This is a genomic window from Streptomyces sp. NPDC002446 (genome assembly GCF_053595675.1).
Map to the genome: position 1 here is coordinate 22871 of NZ_JBSFYC010000012.1, position 17264 is coordinate 40134.

At 69.2% G+C, this 17264-nt stretch carries 16 protein-coding genes; 3 read left to right on the forward strand and 13 right to left on the reverse strand.

The features are described 5' to 3' along the window. Positions 1 to 219 precede the first annotated feature (219 nt). Entirely contained in the window at positions 220 to 1245 is a 1026-nt protein-coding gene (locus tag ACWD6P_RS09765; RefSeq protein ID WP_451443501.1) for an ATP-dependent 6-phosphofructokinase, read from the forward strand. A gap of 184 nt (positions 1246 to 1429) precedes the next feature. On the opposite strand, the gene ACWD6P_RS09770 is transcribed toward ACWD6P_RS09765, so the two are convergent. Genes ACWD6P_RS09770 through ACWD6P_RS09790 form a run of 5 tightly spaced genes read right to left on the reverse strand, consistent with a single transcriptional unit; the run spans position 1430 to position 4848 of the window. Next, positions 1430 to 1879: an NUDIX hydrolase gene (locus ACWD6P_RS09770; protein WP_451443502.1), complete on the reverse strand. Its 450-nt coding sequence runs from the start codon at positions 1877 to 1879 to the stop codon at positions 1430 to 1432. Between the two features lie 21 nt (positions 1880 to 1900). Further along, positions 1901 to 2692, reverse strand: coding sequence for an STM4013/SEN3800 family hydrolase (locus ACWD6P_RS09775; protein ID WP_451443503.1), 792 nt, complete (start codon positions 2690 to 2692; stop codon positions 1901 to 1903). Further along, positions 2689 to 3198, reverse strand: a complete 510-nt coding sequence (locus tag ACWD6P_RS09780; protein WP_451443504.1) for a hypothetical protein — start codon at positions 3196 to 3198, stop codon at positions 2689 to 2691. Before ACWD6P_RS09780 ends, ACWD6P_RS09775 begins: the two co-directional genes overlap by 4 nt. Beyond that, on the reverse strand, positions 3191 to 3826 hold the full coding sequence (locus tag ACWD6P_RS09785) for a dTMP kinase (protein ID WP_451443505.1): 636 nt from the start codon (positions 3824 to 3826) through the stop codon (positions 3191 to 3193). The genes ACWD6P_RS09780 and ACWD6P_RS09785 overlap by 8 nt, the downstream gene beginning before the upstream one ends. Continuing rightward, positions 3823 to 4848 (reverse strand): radical SAM protein, encoded by a 1026-nt coding sequence (locus tag ACWD6P_RS09790; protein ID WP_451443506.1) that lies wholly within the window; start codon positions 4846 to 4848, stop codon positions 3823 to 3825. Before ACWD6P_RS09790 ends, ACWD6P_RS09785 begins: the two co-directional genes overlap by 4 nt. A 426-nt stretch (positions 4849 to 5274) precedes the next feature. On the opposite strand from ACWD6P_RS09790, the gene ACWD6P_RS09795 reads away from it, so the two are divergent. Both ACWD6P_RS09795 and ACWD6P_RS09800 read left to right on the forward strand, forming a co-directional pair. Beyond that, positions 5275 to 6048 carry an aminotransferase class IV family protein gene (locus ACWD6P_RS09795; protein ID WP_451443507.1) on the forward strand — a complete coding sequence of 258 codons (774 nt, stop codon included), beginning with the start codon at positions 5275 to 5277 and terminating at the stop codon, positions 6046 to 6048. A 62-nt stretch (positions 6049 to 6110) separates the two neighbouring features. Further along, complete coding sequence (locus ACWD6P_RS09800; protein ID WP_451443508.1) at positions 6111 to 7061, forward strand: SUMF1/EgtB/PvdO family nonheme iron enzyme; 951 nt, start codon at positions 6111 to 6113, stop codon at positions 7059 to 7061. A gap of 95 nt (positions 7062 to 7156) precedes the next feature. On the opposite strand, the gene ACWD6P_RS09805 is transcribed toward ACWD6P_RS09800, so the two are convergent. The 8 genes from ACWD6P_RS09805 to ACWD6P_RS09840 all read right to left on the reverse strand — a co-directional run bounded on the left by ACWD6P_RS09805 (position 7157) and on the right by ACWD6P_RS09840 (position 17264). Further along, a complete protein-coding gene (locus ACWD6P_RS09805; RefSeq protein WP_451443509.1) occupies positions 7157 to 9748 on the reverse strand; it encodes an ABC transporter permease in 2592 nt (863 codons plus the stop codon). A 75-nt stretch (positions 9749 to 9823) separates the two neighbouring features. Beyond that, positions 9824 to 10624, reverse strand: a complete 801-nt coding sequence (locus tag ACWD6P_RS09810) for an ABC transporter ATP-binding protein (protein ID WP_451443510.1) — start codon at positions 10622 to 10624, stop codon at positions 9824 to 9826. Between the two features lie 197 nt (positions 10625 to 10821). Beyond that, the gene (locus tag ACWD6P_RS09815) at positions 10822 to 11523 is read right to left on the reverse strand and encodes a helix-turn-helix domain-containing protein (protein ID WP_451443511.1); all 702 of its coding nucleotides are present in this window, start codon (positions 11521 to 11523) and stop codon (positions 10822 to 10824) included. A 101-nt stretch (positions 11524 to 11624) separates the two neighbouring features. Beyond that, positions 11625 to 12458, reverse strand: a complete 834-nt coding sequence (locus ACWD6P_RS09820; protein ID WP_451443512.1) for a carbohydrate ABC transporter permease — start codon at positions 12456 to 12458, stop codon at positions 11625 to 11627. Between the two features lie 39 nt (positions 12459 to 12497). Beyond that, positions 12498 to 13415: a carbohydrate ABC transporter permease gene (locus ACWD6P_RS09825; RefSeq protein ID WP_451443513.1), complete on the reverse strand. Its 918-nt coding sequence runs from the start codon at positions 13413 to 13415 to the stop codon at positions 12498 to 12500. Further along, complete coding sequence (locus ACWD6P_RS09830; protein ID WP_451443514.1) at positions 13412 to 14776, reverse strand: extracellular solute-binding protein; 1365 nt, start codon at positions 14774 to 14776, stop codon at positions 13412 to 13414. Before ACWD6P_RS09830 ends, ACWD6P_RS09825 begins: the two co-directional genes overlap by 4 nt. 93 nt (positions 14777 to 14869) lie before the next feature. Next, a complete protein-coding gene (locus tag ACWD6P_RS09835) occupies positions 14870 to 15559 on the reverse strand; it encodes a response regulator (protein WP_451443515.1) in 690 nt (229 codons plus the stop codon). A gap of 37 nt (positions 15560 to 15596) precedes the next feature. Then, complete coding sequence (locus ACWD6P_RS09840; protein WP_451443516.1) at positions 15597 to 17264, reverse strand: sensor histidine kinase; 1668 nt, start codon at positions 17262 to 17264, stop codon at positions 15597 to 15599.

A 17264-nucleotide genomic window follows, 5' to 3' on the forward strand; every position in this document is an offset into this window, starting at 1 on the left:
TCCATTCCGTGTCTCGCAAGGTCAAATTCAGCCGTTATTGTGGGCTCGCCCCTCTTGACAATACCTGCGCGGGTGGCTAAGCCGCTCTTCCAGTTTCCCTGGTCGGCTCCGGGCGGTGACAGGTAGGGGTGGGGTCCGTGCGCGAGGCAGCGGTCCGTCGGATCGTGAAACAATCGGACCGGCTCAGGAACCGACAGCGAGCACAGGAGACACAGCACGATGCGTATCGGAGTCCTCACCGCAGGCGGCGACTGCCCCGGCCTCAACGCTGTCATCCGGTCGGTCGTCCATCGGGCCCTCACCGGCCACGGCGACGAGGTCATCGGCTTCGAGGACGGCTTCGCCGGTCTGCTCGACGGTCGCTTCCGCAAGCTCGACCTCGAAGCGGTCAGCGGCATCCTCGCCCGCGGCGGCACCGTCCTGGGATCGTCCCGGCTGGAGCGCGCCCGGCTCCGCGAGGCGTGCGAGAACGCCAGGGACCACTCCAAGGACTACGGCATCGACGTGCTGATCCCGATCGGCGGCGAGGGCACCCTCACCGCGGCCCGGATGCTCTCGGACGTCGGACTGCCGGTCGTCGGCGTGCCCAAGACCATCGACAACGACATCTCCTCCACCGACCGCACCTTCGGCTTCGACACCGCCGTCGGCGTGGCGACCGAGGCGATCGACCGCCTCAAGACCACCGCGGAGTCGCACCAGCGCGTCATGGTCGTCGAGGTCATGGGCCGGCACGCGGGCTGGATCGCCCTCGAATCCGGCATGGCCGGCGGCGCGCACGCCATCTGCCTGCCCGAGCGCGCCTTCGACCCGGCCGACCTGTGCGCGATGGTCGAGGAGCGGTTCGCCCGCGGCAAGAAGTTCGCGGTCATCTGCGTCGCCGAGGGCGCGCACCCGGCGCCGGGGACCATGGACTATGGCAAGGGCGAGATCGACCAGTTCGGCCACGAGCGCTTCCAGGGCATCGGCACCGCCCTCGCCCGCGAGCTGGAGCACCGCCTCGGCAAGGAGGCCCGCCCGGTCATCCTCGGCCACGTCCAGCGCGGCGGCACCCCCACCGCCTACGACCGGGTCCTCGCCACCCGCTTCGGCTGGCACGCCGTCGAGGCCGCGCACCGCGGCGACTACGGCAAGATGACCGCGCTGCGCGGCACCGACATCACGATGGTGCCGCTCGCCGAGGCGGTCACCGAGCTCAAGACCGTGCCGGCGTGGCGGATGGACGAGGCGGAGTCGGTGTTCTGAGGGCCGTCGCATGACTCCGTGTGCGTAGCCCGTACGCACGAGGAACGTCGGTGGCACCATGCGCGCCGTCCACGTATGTGCAGGCAATGGCGAGAGCCCGGAGTTCTCGCCATGACCGCAGCGACGGACCGCGATCACGGGCTACGGCGCTCGGCTCGGAGCCCTTGTGGGCGGAGCACGAAACTCACTGCAGTCGGCCTGACCTCTGTGCCAGAAAGAGGGCCAGCGGGCCTGCTGGCAGAAGGAAGCGACCTTCCGCTGCTGCGGTGATTGCTGCCTCCATGGGCCACCAGGAGAGTTTGAAGTCCTCCTCGGTAGGCGTGAGCTCCTGCGGCTCGAAGGCCAGGTCGTGAGCCTCGAACAGATGTACGTGCGCCGTTGAGCGGAGAGAGATGGCGTACGAGCCGAGCGGCTTCCACACCCCGGCTGTCACGCCGGCCTCTTCACGAAGCTCGCGGCGCGCGCAGTCCTCTTCGCTCTCGCCGGGCTCCTTACGGCCGCCGGGAAGGAAGAGGTACTCGCCGCCGTGTTGGGGGAAGCCGGCGCTCAAGATGGCCACCAGGCCATCGGCGTCGCGCGCCACCACAACCGATGCATCGCGGACCGGCTCGCGGCTCTGGAGGTCGTCGCTCATGCCTGGCGAGAGTAGCGGCCATCAGCGCACCATGGCGGCGAACGGCACGTTCATGACGACGGGGTGTGCGATTCCTCGGCCATGGAAGCCGTCTTCTCCGAAGCCGTCGCCATGGTCGGCGCAGATGATGACGAGCCAGCGACGCTTCGTGGTCAGGACGGAGATCAGTCGTCCCAGGTGGTCATCAGCGTAGGCCAGCGCGGCGCGTTGGGAGGCGAGGGTGTCCAGGCTGTCACCCAGGTAGTGACCGTGGGGGACGTGAGTGGCCGAGAGATTGACGAAGAGGTACAGCGGACGGTCGTCGTACTTCTCGGCGATCTCCAGGGCCTGGTCGACCTGGTGGCGTGCGGAGTCCGGCTCGGGTGAACCGAACTCGGGCCGCCAGTGGTCCTCGTCGAACATGTCGGGGAGGACGGAACCGAGCGGTGTTTCGCGTGAGAAGTAGGTGACGCCGCCCACGCAGACGCTCCGGTAGCCGTGTCCGGCGAGTCCCATGAGGAGGTTCGATGCCTCGAAGACGAACGTCTCCCTCGGGACAGTCTTGAAGGTCGGCGGGCGGCACTCCCAGAGGCGGGGCGGCTGCTTCGGCTGCGGGAGCTTGGGCAGGAACCCGGAGAAGAACGCCATGTGGGCGGGGAGCGTGAAGCTGCCCGGAGTGTGCCGACGCTCCCAGCCGCCCTCGGGCAGGAGGTCCGCCAGCCGTGGTGTCAGCCCGTCGTCAAGTGCGGTGCGAGCTACGTCGTACCGCAGCGAATCGAGGGTGACGAAGAGGATGCTGGTCCCGGTTCGGATGATCTCGGATGCGTCGATCATGAGACGCCCTCCGGCCTGGTCAACTGGTGGTGCCAGGGCTCGATGGCCCCTCGGGCCTGGTCATTGACGGGGATGGGGACGTGATCCTCGGCGATCATCCGCCGGATCTCCACGAGGCCGTTTGCCTCGTCCAGGACAAGCCCCTGCCGGTTGTAGAGCCTGATCCGAATCGTGAGGGCGTTGTCGTCGGTGCTCGTCGAGAGCCAGGCACCGGGCACTCCCTGAAAGGTCTTGAGCGCGATCAGCAGCTTCTCTTCGCTCTGGTGGCCGAGGAAGCGTACGTTGCAGGCGTAGTGCTGAGCATTGATCGCACCTCGGCAGAAGCGGCTCGCGAACTCGGCGATGGCAGGGTGACCATCATGGGCGACACCGATCCGCCGGGCTTTCTGGGTGACGACGAGGCAGGCGCCAAGCCACCACGCGACTCCCTCGTGGATCTCGCCGGGGAACCGTCCGACAGCGCCGCCGTCGCGGATCACGGCATCGGTGTCGATGGGGTTAAGCACCGTTGGCCTCCAGGTGGGTGATGACCCAATTGGCGAGTTCGTCGGGTGTCTTGTCGTCGGTATCGACGACGGCGGCTGTGGGGTCCGAGGCGGCCACCGTCTCGAAGTTCGCCAGCAGGCGCGGAAGTCGGCCTGGGATGGCGAAGAGGTCGGTGTCGTCCTGCTTCACGTCCTGCTTGTCGGCCATACGCTGTCGCAGCGTCGACTCAGAGCACCGGAGGTAAAGGGTGAGGGTCGGCTGTACCAGGTAGGGACGGAACGGCTCCAGAAGCCTGGTTACGGTCTCCACTGAAACGCCGTGTACGGCTGCGTGGCATGCGATCACGGAGGAGACGTATCTGTCGGCCATAACCGGTCCGGTCGTTCGGGCGTGCCGGATCAAGTCGGAGGCGTGCAGTACGCCCGAGAGGAAGAAGGCGAACTGCGGGAGGGAACGCAGTCGTGAGCTCACGGCACCCGACCAGCCCGAGTGGGGGAGCGGCAGTGTGTGCAGGCTCGTCGCCTTGAGGCGCCGGGTCACGTTGTTGACGAGTGTGGTCTTCCCTATCCCGGATACGCCCTCGAAGACGATGACCGGCCCTGGAGAGCCGTTGTGCTTGATGGGCAGGTAGGCGGGCGGCAGGCTCATAAGGTCCCCTCCGTGAACGATGCGATGTGTCCGGCGACCGCCTCGGCGAGCCGAGCCGGATCGGTCAGCAGTTCCTTCACGTCCAAGCGCAGGTCTTCGCGCAGGAGGCACGGCTGGAATCCGCCGTCGTGGTCGACGCGGAGGGCCCAGAACCCCTCGACACACTTCGTTCGCAGGGGACAGACGCCGCACTGACCGACGTGATGGCGGCCCAAGTTGCGGTGGATGACATCGATCTCGATGCCGTCGACGCGGAAGACACGGCGCCCCTGTCCGACGCCGGCCACTTCCGTGTGCTCATCGTTCGTGAGCGAGCGCAGGTGGGCGACGATGTCGTCGGCTGCCACTGCAGAGGAGGCGCGCCCCTCGTTGAAGTCGGTGCCCACGAGTTCGATGAACTGAACCGGCATCCGCCGGTCAAGCGCGAAGTCGAGAATCTGCCTGACCTCGTGCCTGTTCTCCTTCTGGAGAAGCGTGTTCAGTTCGACTCGCTCGAAGATCTCCCGCGCGGCCTCGATCCCGTCGAGAACAGTGGCGATCCCGATCCGGGTTCCGGCAATGGCCTTCAAGGACTCGTCGGAGAAGTAGTGGAGGGACACTTTCACCTTGTCCAAGTGCGTCTTGGACAACCACGACCGGTGAGTGCGAACGCGGGTTCCGTTGGTGATCAGGGTGTAGGAGGCGTCTGGTCCGGGCTCGGGGAGGTGTTCCAGGACGGGCCGGGCGAAGGGGGAGGTCAGAGGTTCGCCGCCAGTGAAGTAGACACGCTTCAGTCCGGCTTCCATCAGCGACGAGATGAGCGTGAGGTATCCGGCCGGGTCGAGGCCGCGGGGACGCGGTTGATGTGTGCGGTCCACGCGGGTCAGCGGAGGCGGCACGTCCCCCTCGTTGTGGCAGAACCAGCATGCGATGTTGCAGCGGGGGCCGAACGAGACCCGCAACTGGCCCCGGAGGGCCGCAAAGTTCTGTAGAGCGGTCCAGTCGACTTGGGGTGTGGCGATCGAGGTGTAAGGGGAGTGCATGGCAGCCTCCACGGACGGAGTCGACTCTCGATACGGATGCAGAAGACGAAGGACGGTGACTTTTCGGTGATGAGCCGCAGAGGGGCACTCCGCCCCTGCCGGGGGCTATGGGCAGGAGCAGTGCCCCCGCTTCGGGTGGGGATGGCGGCGGATCTCGTCCGGCCGGTCGGACGGTCGCGGGGGTCCCTTGCGTGGCAGTCCAAGTCGTATGGGAAACCCTGCGCTTACGGAGCCTGGGCCGATCGTGAGGACTGAGCGCGGAAGCCTGTGAGTGAGTCCTCAACGCTTGGTAACCAGCTTGGCGCGCAGAGTGATGCGTCCGGAATGTCGTCCCACCGTCGTGGCACTGAAGTTTCGCTGAAGTTCAAGCCTGTACGAGGGCCGGTGGTGCGGTGGGGAGAGGGTGCCGCTGCCATGCTGGGCTGCATGGCAGAACTCAACGGTCGCCCCGTCGGCGTGGACCACCTTCAGGTGCTCGCTCTCACCAACTACGGCCACTTCACCAGTCTCCGGGTCGACGAGGGGCGTGTCCGCGGTCTCTCGCTCCACTTCGAGAGGCTTGCCCGTGACTGCCGAGCGCTGTTCGGGGCGGAACTCGACATCGACTATGTCCGCGAACTCATCCGGCGGGTGGCGCCGGCCCGCGGGTCGACCACGATCCGCGTTACGGTGTTCGACCCGGCCATGGACCTGGGGCGCCCGGACCGTGCCACGGATCCTCAGATCCTCGTCACGCACAGGCCGGCCGCCAAGCTGCCGCTTCCACCGCTCCGCGTCCAGTCATCCTTGCTCGCCCGAGATGCTCCTGAGGTGAAGAGCGTGGGGCTCTTCAGCCTCCTCCGCCACCGGCGCGCGGCGCAGCTCAACGGATTCGATGACGCGCTCTTCGTAGATGAGAACGGCGCTGTCTCAGAAGGCGGCACATGGAACGTCGGCTTCTTCGACGGCGACCGAGTGGTCTGGCCGTCGGCTGACTGCCTCCCAGGCGTCACGATGCGGCTCCTCCAAGAGGCCCACGAGCACAGCGTTTTGCCCGTTCCCCTCGGAGGCATTGACTCCATGGAGGCGGCCTTCGCGACAAACGCCGCCATCGGTGTGCGTGCCATTACCTGCATTGACGCCATTGAACTGCCTGGCGATCACTGGATCATTGACACCCTCCGCAAGGAGTACATGAATGTATCGGGTGAATCCATCTGATCCGGGACCCGAGCGTGGGGCAGGTTCCCAGGCTCGGCAGTAACGGCAGAAGGAGGGGACACGTGGCCACGGTTGAGCGCTGGACAGGCCTTGAGGCCAAGGCTTTACGCAAGGCAAAGCGCATGAGCCTTGAAGCGTTCGCGTCTCATCTTGGAGTCAGTGAGCGCACGCTTTCCACCTGGGAGCACCGAGGTGCGGACATCAGCATTCGTGAGGTGAACCAGGCTGCTCTCGATACGTCGTTGAAGGCTTCCAGTCCAGATGTTCATGAGCGTTTCGTGAGACTCACGGGTGGTTACCAATCGGTCTTGTCAGGGCAGGGCGCGAGCGGAGGGTGTGAGCTGCCCACTCAGCAGCAAGAAAGGAACCCGAAAGACGGTAAGCAAATGGCTCTCGTCGATGCCGGGGTCTATTTGAGCGGGGAGGCTAATAAGCCTGTCTGGCTTCCTGCCTTCTACATTGATGTCTTCCCGGTGACAAATGCTGACTATGCACGGTTCGTGGCCGCGACGGGACATCAACCTCCGGAGCATTGGCGGAAGGGAAAGTGTCCGGACTCGCTCTTCGATCACCCGGTGACGTTCGTCACGTGGCACGACGCAGCGTCGTACGCCTCGTGGGCAGGCAAGGAGATCCCGAGCGCTCAGAGGTGGGAAAAGGCCGCCAGGGGTGTGAGGGGCGATGCCTATCCATGGGGAAACCAGCCCACGCCGGCAAAGTGCAACGCCAGAGAGAGCGGGATCGGCACGACGACTCCCGTGAGTCGCTTCCACAGCGGCGTAAGCCCCTACGGTGTGTACGACATGTGCGGCAACACGTGGGAATGGTGCAGCACCCGGACCGAAGTGCATCGGTACGAGTTGAAGGGCGGCGCCTTCACCAGCCCGTTTTCCAGGGCCACTCCATCGTCGTTCAATGATGCATCGTCGACCATGCTTGACGACGACACGGGATTTCGGTGCTGCATTACGGAGGCGGCACTGCACCTGTTGCTGAAGTCCCGGAGATCATGACCTCAGGGCCCTGGCTGGGCGTCAGTCTGTATGCCACACGGCGGCGCGCCTCCCCTTGTCCGAGGGGAGGCGCGCCGCCGCTTTCCCATGGGGCCTCACTGCGCCCCGATCGCCTCCAGCATGTTCAGCCGTGCCGCCCGGCGGGCCGGCCACAGGGCTGCCAGTACGCCCACGACCAGCGCGATCAGCAGGAACAGTCCGAGTCGGCCCCAGGGCAGGACCATCTCGTAGGTCGGGAAGGACGAGCCGACCAGGCTGCCGCCGGCCCAGGCCAGGAAGATGCCCACGCCCATGCCGAGCACCGCGCCGAAGAGGGAGATGACCACCGACTCCAGCCGCACCATCTGCTTGATGCCGCTGCGCGCCAGGCCGATCGCCCGCAGCATCCCGATCTCCCGGGTCCGCTCGAACACCGACATCGCCAGGGTGTTGACCACGCCGACCACCGCGATGATGACGGCCATGCCCAGCAGCCCGTAGACCATGTTCACCACGGTGTCGATCTGGCCGGCGCTCTCCTTGCGCAGATCGTCGCGGCTCTGGATCTTCAGCAGCGGACTGTCGCCGAGCGCGTGCCGGATGTCCTTGACCAGCGCGGGGGAGGCGCCGCCGGCGGTCTTCACCAGCAGTTCGTCGTTCTTGAACCGGGGCAGATACGGGTCGACCAGCGACACATCGCCGAAGGCCTCGCCCAGCACGTCGTTCTCCTTGTAGACGGCGGCGACCTTCAGCTTCGTCTTCGTCTTCTTCTTCTCGTCGAAGACGACGCTCACCGTGTCGCCGACGTGCCAGCCGTGCTCCTTGACGCCCTTCTGGGAGACGGCGATGCCGCGGGCGGCCCGGACGTCGGCCAGCGAGCCCTGGGTGAAGTCGAGGCGGGTGACCTTGTCGATCTGCGTCAGGTCGGTGCCGCGCAGATAGCCGAACCCGCCGTCGCCGGTGCCGCCGTCACCGGTGCTGAAGCCGGTGCCGCGCAGCGGGGCCATCGCCGTCACGCCCGGCACCTTCGCCACCTTCTTCGACAGCGTGGGGTCCAGCCCGACGAAGGTCGAGGTGGAGACCTGGTAGTCGGCGGTCAGCCCGTGCCCCGCCATCTTGTCCATGCCCAGCTGCGCGGAGTGGCCCACGACCGTCATACCGGTGATCAGGGTGAGCCCGATCATCAGCGCGGACCCGGTCGCCGCCGTACGGCGCGGATTGCGCAGCGCGTTCTCCTTGGCCAGCTTTCCGCCGACCCCGAAGAGCCGGGTGGTGACCACGCCGGCCAGCGAGACCAGCGGACGGGACAGCAGCGGCGCCAGGATGATCACGCCGGTCAGCGTCAGCATCGAGCCCAGCATGGCGATCGGCAGATCGTCGCCGGACTTGAGGGTGGAGACATAGAGCATCACCGCGACGCCCAGAGCGGTGATCACCGCGCCGATGGTGTTGCGCAGGACCAGGCTGCGCGGCGCGGGCGCCGCCTCGACGCTGTTCAGCGCCTCCACCGGCGCGATCTTCGCCGCCTTGCGGGAGGGCAGCCAGGCGGCCAGTACGGTCACCACGACACCCACACCCAGCGCGGCCAGCACCGTGGACGGGCTGATGACGACCGGCCCGTCCGGGAAGCCCGCGCCGTTGGCGTCCAGCACGGCCCGCAGGCCCACCGCGATCCCCAGGCCGAGCGCGAAGCCGACGACCGAGGAGATCAGCCCGAGCAGGGCCGCCTCGGCGAGCACCGAGCGCACGACCTGCCGGCGTGCGGCACCCACCGCGCGCAGCAGCGCGATCTCGCGGCTGCGCTGGGAGATCAGCATGGTGAAGGTGTTGGCGATGATGAACACCCCGACGAACAGGGCGATCCCGGCGAAGGTCAGCAGGGTCTGGCTCAGTGCGCTGTTCTGCTCGGCGATCATCCGGGACTGCTCGGCGGCCAGTTCGCTGCCGCTGGTCGCCTCGGCCCGGTCCTTGGGCAGTACGTCGCGGACCCTCGCGGTCAGCGCCTTCTCGTCGGTGCCGGGGGTGGCGCTCACGATCAGCTCGTCGAACTGGCCGGGGTGCAGATACAGCTTCTGCGCGGTGGCGGTGTCGAACAGCGCCAGGCTGCCGCCCGCGGTCACCTGCGGATCGTCGCTGGCCACGATGCCGACCAGCTTCTTCTTCAGCACCGGGCCGTCGGTGGCGAACCGCACGGTGTCGCCGAGCCCGACGCCGGCCGCCTTCGCGGTGGACTCGGCCAGCGCGATCTCGCCCTCGCCCGCCGGGCCGCGGCCCTGGACCAGCGGATAGCGGCTGTCCTTGCCGTCCTTGCCCGGCTGGTAGTTGACGGCGAGGTTCTGCCAGCCGTTGCCGATCGGCTGGTCGTCGGGGCCGGCGAGGGTCGCCTCCCCGGTGACGTTCGAGCGGACGGAGGCGACGCCGGGCAGGGCGCGGATCCGGTCCGCGAGCCTGTCGTCGAGGGCGGTGGCGCGCTTGCCGTCCTTCTCCGCGTCGACGGCGTCCGGGGCGTCGGGGGCGTCGCCGCCGGCCTGGACGGAGACGGCCACGTCCTTGAGGTTCTTGGCGGAGGCGTTCTTGACGGCCTCGGCGACGGAGTCGCTGAAGATGAGGGTGCCGGCGACGAAGGCGACGCCGAGCAGCACCGCCAGCGCGGTCATCATCAGTCGGGCTTTGTGCGCAAGGACATTGCGCAGGGCAGTACGCAGCATGGTGGTGGTGTCAGTCCTGGTCCGGTTCTCGGGATGAGGGGCCGCGCCCCGGGGCGCGGTAGGGCGCGCGGAGCGTCAGCTGGTACGGCCCTTGGCGTCGAACAGCCGCATCCGGTCCAGGACGGCGTCCGCGGTCGGCTCGTGGAGCTCCTCGACGATCTTGCCGTCCGCGAGGAAGACCACCCGGTCCGCGTAGCCGGCCGCGACCGGGTCATGGGTGACCATCACCACCGTCTGGTCCATCGCCCGCACCGACTCCCGCAGAAAGCCCAGCACTTCGGCACCGGAGCGGGAGTCGAGGTTGCCGGTCGGCTCGTCCGCGAAGATGATCTCCGGCTGGGCGGCCAGCGCACGGGCGACCGCGACCCGCTGCTGCTGGCCGCCGGAGAGCTGCGCGGGCCGGTGCGCCAGGCGCCCGGACAGGCCGACGGTCTCGATGACCGCGCTGACCCACTCCCGGTCGGGCTTGCGGCCCGCGATGTCCATCGGCAGGGTGATGTTCTCCAGTGCCGAGAGCGTCGGCAGCAGATTGAACGCCTGGAAGATGAAGCCGATCTTGTCCCGGCGCAGCCGCGTCAGCTGCTTGTCGTTCAGCGAGGCCAGCTCCACGTCACCGATCCGGGCCGAGCCGGCGGAGATCGTGTCCAGGCCGGCCATGCAGTGCATCAGCGTCGACTTGCCGGAGCCGGACGGGCCCATGATGGCGGTGAACCGGGCCTTGCCGAACTCGACCGAGACGGAGTCCAGGGCCACGACCCGGGTCTCCCCCTGGCCGTAGACCTTGCTCAGGTCCGTCGCGCGGGCGGCGACGGCGGCGGTGGCGCGGGTGGGGGCGGGGGAACCGGGGAAGCCGGGAAAGGCTGCCGCGTGGGACACGGGGACTCCTGGAGAGGGGCGGAAGACTCGACCTCTCCATTCTTGAATGCGCAGGTCAGCCCCTACCTCAGCCGGGAGGACCGAAAACCGTACCGGCCGGAAGTGCCATCCAGGCCGCCGGCGTCATTCTCTGGACGGACGCGACTCCGACCTGGGGCCGACGGTATGTGTCAGGGGCACCCGGACTCCCCGGGCCGCTACGGGCCGACGCGGGTCCAGAACTCGGCGACGATGCCGTCCAGAAAGGCGCGCCCGGCCTCGCCGGACTCCCCGGTGCCGTCCCCGCCGCCCCAGTTGAGCGTAGCCGTCATCGTCGCCTGATAGTCGGCGTGCAGCCCCTCCAGGGCGCCCTGGAGGTCCGCCTTGGGAAGCGGTACGAGTTTGCCGAGCGGCCGGACGTAGGCCTGCCAGCGGGTGGTGACGGCGCTGGTCAGCAGCTCGGTCAGCTTCTCCTGCCGGCCGGTGAAACGGATCATCGCGGGCAGCGGCAGTCCGAGCGTCTTGGCGAGCGCCGCGGCCTGCCGGTCGTTGCCCTGCCACTTCCCGCCGGCCTCCAGCCGCTCGTACGCGGCCTGGTCCATGCCGATGGCCAGCGCCAGGCCGTCCGGGGCGAGGCCCAGTGCGAGACGGTATTCGCGCAGGGTGTCCGGTGCGCCGAGCAGGTCGCCGGGCGCGCACCACAGGGCGCCGGCCAGCGCGGTCAGCTCGGCCTCCGTGGGGGCGGCCTCCCCCAGTTCCCAGGACGCCACCGCCGCGGGCGATATCTGTATCCCGTACGCGGCCCAGATTCCGTAGGCGACATGGGCCGGGGTCATGCCGAGAGACTCGCGGAAGCGGCGGGCCGCCTCGGAATTGAAGGGGGGCCTGCGCGGCTGGCCGGCGTGCGTGTTCATCGGCACACGGTAGGTGACACCGCGGTGCGGCTCCTATGGTGCGGACAGCCAAGGTTGAAAGTCGTAGAAACCTACCAGCCTGTACGTTTCGCCGGGAGGCGCCGGTTTTACCCCTTCACCGCCCCGCCGAGCGCGAAGCCGCCGCCCAGCCGCCGCGAGATCAGGATGTACAGCAGGACGACCGGTGTCGAGTACAGGATCGAGAACGCCGCGAGCTCGCCGAAGGCGACGGCGCCGTAATTGCCGAAGAAATTGAAGATGCTCACCGAGGCGGGCAGCTGCTCCGGGGAGAGCAGCAGCATGAAGGGCACGAAGAAATTGCCCCACATCATGATGAAGGTGTAGATCGCGACGACGGCGAGACCGGGCCCCATCAGCGGCAGGATCACCCGCAGCAGCGTCTGCGGCCAGGAGGCGCCGTCCGTCCACGCCGCCTCCTCCAAGGCCGTCGGCACCCCGTCCATGAAGTTCTTCGTCAGCCAGACGGCGAACGGGAGCTGCGCCGCGGCCAGGAACAGTGCGGTGCCGTAGCGGGTGTCGATCAGATCGACCTGCACGAACAGCCCGTAGACCGGGACCATCACCGCGGTGATCGGCAGACAGGTCGCGAACAGGACCGTCAGCAGGTACGGGCGGGCCAGGCGCGAGCGGAAGCGGGACAGCGGATAGGCCGCCAGCGCGGCGCAGACCACCGTGAGCGCGGTGGCGCCGCCGCAGATCAGCAGGCTGTTGAGCATCGGGGTGAAGGTGATCTCGTCGGTCAGCACCGCTGAGAAGTTCGCCGCCGTCGGGGACTTCGGCAGCCGCACCCGCAGCGTCGCCTCCGCGTCCAGCGACGACAGCACCAGCCACAGGAGCGGCACGGCGAACGCCACCGCCACGGCCAGCAGCCCGGCGTCGGCGGCCAGACGGCGCAGCGCAGGGCGGCGCCCCCTGCGCACGGCGGGCCGAAGACCTCGGGGGCGGGGAAGCGGCACGGCTCAGACCTCCTCGCGCAGCAGACGCAGATAGACCACCGAGAACAACGCGCCCACCAGCAGCAACAGCAGCGCCACCGCGGTGCCGTAGCCGATCAGCGACTTCAGGAACGCCTGGTCGTACATGAACACCGGCAGCGTCTGGCTGCGGCCTCCCGGACCGCCCCGCGTCATCGTCCAGATCAGCCCGAAGACGGAGAGCGTCTGCAGGGTGTTGAGCATCAGATTGGTGCCGATGGAGCGGCGGATCATCGGCAGCGTGATGTGCCACAGCCGCCGCAGCCCGCCCGCGCCGTCGACCTCGGCGGACTCGGTGACCTCCTGGGGGATCCCGGAGAGCGCCGCCGAGTAGATCAGCATCGAGAACGCCGTCCCGCGCCACACGTTGGCGAACGACACGGCCAGGATCGGCAGCGTGAACAGCCAGTTCTGGGCGGGCAGATGGAGCCACTCCAGCACGGCGTTGAGGGTGCCGCGCCGCGCGAAGAAGGTGTAGAGCACAAAGCCCGCGACGATCTCCGGGAGCACCCAGGCGGTGATCACCAGCGCGCCGGTCACCGACCGCACGGGCCGCGAGGCGCGCCGCATCAGACCGGCCAGCGCCAGCCCCAGGGTGTTCTGGCCGAGGATCGAGGAGAGCACCGTGAAGACCAGGGTCAGGACGACCGCGTGGTGGAACGCCGGGTCGCCAAGGGCGCGGCGGAAGTTGGCCAGCCCGACGAAGGACGCCGACTCCTGGCCGGTCAGCTGGGTGTCGGTGAAGGCGATCCAGACGCAGTAGCCGATCGGGCCGGCGAGGAAGAGCAGCAGCAGGACGGTGGCCGGGACGATCGGCGACCAGCGCAGCAGCCGGGTACGTGCCGGCGCGGTACGGCGTGCCGGGGCGGCGGCCGCTTCCTGCTCGGCGGCGCGGACCGTCATGGCCGCTTGACCGTCCGGCCGTCCACGATCGACGTCAGCGCCTCGTCGTAGTCCCTGGCCGCCTGCCGCGGCGAGGAGTCATCGGCGGTGACCGCCTCCATCGCCTCCCCGATCGCCGCGGCGACCTTCGGGTACTCGGGCAGCGCAGGACGGTACTGGCTGACCTCGACCAGGCCGGTGAAGAAACCGATGCCGGGAACGGACCGCAGATACCGCGGATCGGCCGCGACGTCCTTGCGGACCGCGATCTGGGCGCCCCGTACGCACCACTCCAGCGCATTCGCCTTCGACTGGAAGGTCTCGATCAACTCCCAGGCCAGATCGGGCTGCTGGGACTTCTGCGGCACCGACCAGGTCCAGCCGCCGGCCAGGCTGACCCTGCCGGGCGGGGCGCCGTGCTGGGTGGGGAACGGCGCCTGCCCCAGCGTCGTCGACCACTGCGGCCAGGGGTTGCCGCCGCCCGTCTTCTGCCACTGCTGGCCCAGCCAGGACCCGTCGAGGTCGATGGCGAGCTTCTCCTCGGGCAGCAGCTCGGCGGCCACGTTCGTCTGGATGTTGGGGCTGAGCGCATCGGAGACCTCGGGCCCGAGCCGCTCCTTGTAGACCGTGTCGATGAAGGCCAGGCTGTCCTTGAAGCCCTTGGTGCCGGTGACCCACTTCTTGCTCTTGGGGTCGTAGAGCTGGTCCTTCCCGGTGCCGTACAGCAGCATCTCGAAGCCCTGCATCACGGCGGCCTCGCCCGCGCCCTTGCCGGTGAAGACGTTCAGCGGGATGACACCGGGTACCTTCTTCTTGATCGTCCGGGCCGCGTCCAGCACCTCGTCCCAGGTCCGGGGCCGCCAGTCGGCGGGCAGCCCGGCCCGCTGGAAGATCTTCTTGTTGAACCACAGCCCGCGGGTGTCCGTACCGTCCGGGACGCCGTAGACCTTCCCGTCCTGCCCCTTCGCCGCGGCCTTCGCGGCCGGCTCGAACTGCCGCCAGTCGTCCCACTTGTCGACGTACGGGTCCAGCGGCCGCAACAGCCCCGCCGTGATGTCGGAGTTGACCAGGAAGGTGTCCTCGTAGACCAGGTCCGGCGCGGTCCTGGGGGAGCGCATCATCTGCTGGATCTTGGTGTAGTAGTCGTTCTCCGACGCCTGGATCGGAATGAGCCGGACCTTCTTGCCGGGGTGGTCCTTCTCGAACTGCCGGGCCACCAGGCGGATGTAGTCGTCCCGGACCGTGACCTTGGCGTTGGTGTCCTTGATGAAGGCGACCTTGACGGTGTTCTTCCCGTTTCCGGACCCGCCGCCGCAGGCGGTGAGAGTACCGGCGGCGACGACGGCGGCGGCGAGCAGGATCAGCGGGGCGGTGGGGCGCACGGCACGACCTCCAGCGACGGACCAGGGCGACTGGCGTGGGTCAACTAGCCACTGCGTACTGCCCGCTGAAAGTAAGTCACCGGTCACAACGGGTCAATGCCCCGACCAGCGGTAGCGCAGTTCGGGGCGGCCGACCTGGCCGTACTGCGGGGCGCGGACGGCCCGGCCGCTCTCCACGAGGTGTTCGAGGTAGCGCCGCGCGGTGATCCGGGAGATCCCCACGTCGGCGGCCGCCTCGGTGGCCGTCAGCCCGCTCCCGGCGGCCCGCAGCACATCGGTCACCGCCCGCAGGGTCGCCGCGGTCAGCCCCTTGGGCAGCTCGGCCGGGCGCGGTGCGCGCAGCGCGGCGATCGCCCGGTCCACCTCGTCCTGGCCGCTGGCCTCCCCGGTCGTGGCGCGGAACTCCGCGTAGGTGGTGAGCCGGTCGCGCAGCGTGGAGAAGGTGAACGGCTTCAGCACGTACTGCACCACACCGAGCGAGACGCCCTCGCGCACCATCGCCAGATCGCGGGCCGAGGTGACCGCGATGATGTCGGCGGTGTGCCCGGACGCGCGCAGCGACCGCACCAGCTGCAGACCGTGGCCGTCGGGCAGGTACAGATCGAGCAGCAGCAGATCGACGGCGTGCTGGTCGAGGTGGCGGCGGGCGTCGCCCATGGAGTGCACGGTGCCGGAGACGGTGAAGCCGGGCACCCGCCCCACGTACAGGGCGTGCGCGGCGGCGGCCACCGGATCGTCCTCGACGACCAGGACCCGGATGTCGGAGGGGCTCACCGGCCACATCCTCTCGCGGCCGGGCGGTTCCGGGCGCTCGACCCGCTCACGCCGTCGCCCCCGTCCGCAGCGGCAGCCGCACGGTGAACCGCGCGCCGCCTTCCGGCGCGCGGTCCAGGGTGAGGGTGCCGCCGTTGCGGTGTACGGCCTGCCGGACCAGGGCCAGGCCCAGGCCGTGGCCGGGGCCCCGGGCGGGCGCGGCGGCCGGCTGCTTGGTGGTCCAGCCCCGCCGGAAGATCTCCTCGGCGGCGTCCGCGGCCACCCCCGGGCCGTTGTCCGCCACCCGCAGCAGCAGCTCACCCCCGGCCGCCCGCGCGGTGACGTGCACCCGCGGCGGCTCGGTGGCGCCGTGCTCCTGGGGCGGGGCGGCGGCGTCGATGGCGTTGTCCACCAGATTGCCCAGCACCGTCACCAGATCGCGGGCCGGCAGCGCGGGCGGCAGCAGTCCGTCGTCGATCCGGCTGTCCGGCGTCAGGGTCAGCTCGACACCGCGCTCGTTGGCCTGCGCGGCCTTGCCGAGCAGCAGCGCGGCCAGCACCGGCTCGGCGACCGCGCCGACGACCTGATCGGTCAGCGCCTGCGCCAGCTCCAGTTCCGCGGTGGCGAACTCCACGGCCTCCGGTGTCCGCCCCAGTTCGATCAGCGAGACGACCGTGTGCAGCCGGTTGGCGGCCTCGTGCGCCTGCGAGCGCAGCGCCTCGGCGAAGCCGCGTACCGAGTCCAACTCGCCCGACAGCGCCTGGAGTTCGGTGTGGTCGCGCAGGGTCACCACGCTGCCGCACCGCTCACCGCCGGAGACCGGGGAGGAGTTGACGACCAGCACCCGCTCGCCGGTCAGATGCAGCTCGTCGACCCGCGGACCGGGCGAGTGCAGCGCCTCGGTCAGCGGCTGCGGCAGCCCCAGCGCGGCGACCGGGCGCCCCACCGCGTCCTGCGACAGCCCCAGCAGCTCCCGTCCGCCGTCGTTGATCAGGGCGACCCTGCGCTGCCCGTCGAGCATCAGGAGCCCCTCGCGTACGGCGTGCAGCGCGGCCTGGTGGTAGTCGTGCATCCGGCTCAGCTCCTGGGCGTTCATCCCATGGGTGTGCCGCCGCAGCCGGGCGTTGATCACGTAGGTGCCCAGTCCTCCGAGGGCCAGCGCCGCGGCCGCCACCCCGACCAGCGCCAGGACCTGCTCGCGCAGCTGCTCGCTGATCGTCTTGACGGTGATCCCCGAGCTGACCAGCGCGGTGATCTTCCCGCCGCGCTGCGGGTCGCGGACCGGCGCGACGACCCGCACGGACGGTCCGAGGACCCCCATGTGCGTCTCGGGGAAGATCTCGCCGCGCAGCGCCGGGCCGATGTGCCCCAGGTACGTCCCGCCGATCGCGGTCGGCTCCGGATGCGTCCAGCGGGTGCCGTCCGGAGCCATCACCACCACGAAGTCGACGCCCGCGTCACGCCGCAGCCGTTCGGCGTACGGCTGGAGCGCCGCGGTGGGGTCCTTCGTGCGGGCCGCCGCGACGACGGCCGGGGAGTCGGCGACGGCGGTGGCCGCCGCGGTCGCCTGCCGCCGCGCGGTCTCCTCCGCCTGCCGGCCGGCGCTGACGTACGCGAAGACGGCGCAGCCCACGACGACCGCCGCCACCAGCACGACCTGCATGGCGAAGAGCTGCCCGGCGAGGCTGCGGGGGCCGCGCAGCCGCCGGGGCGGCCGGGGTCGGGGGAGTCGCAT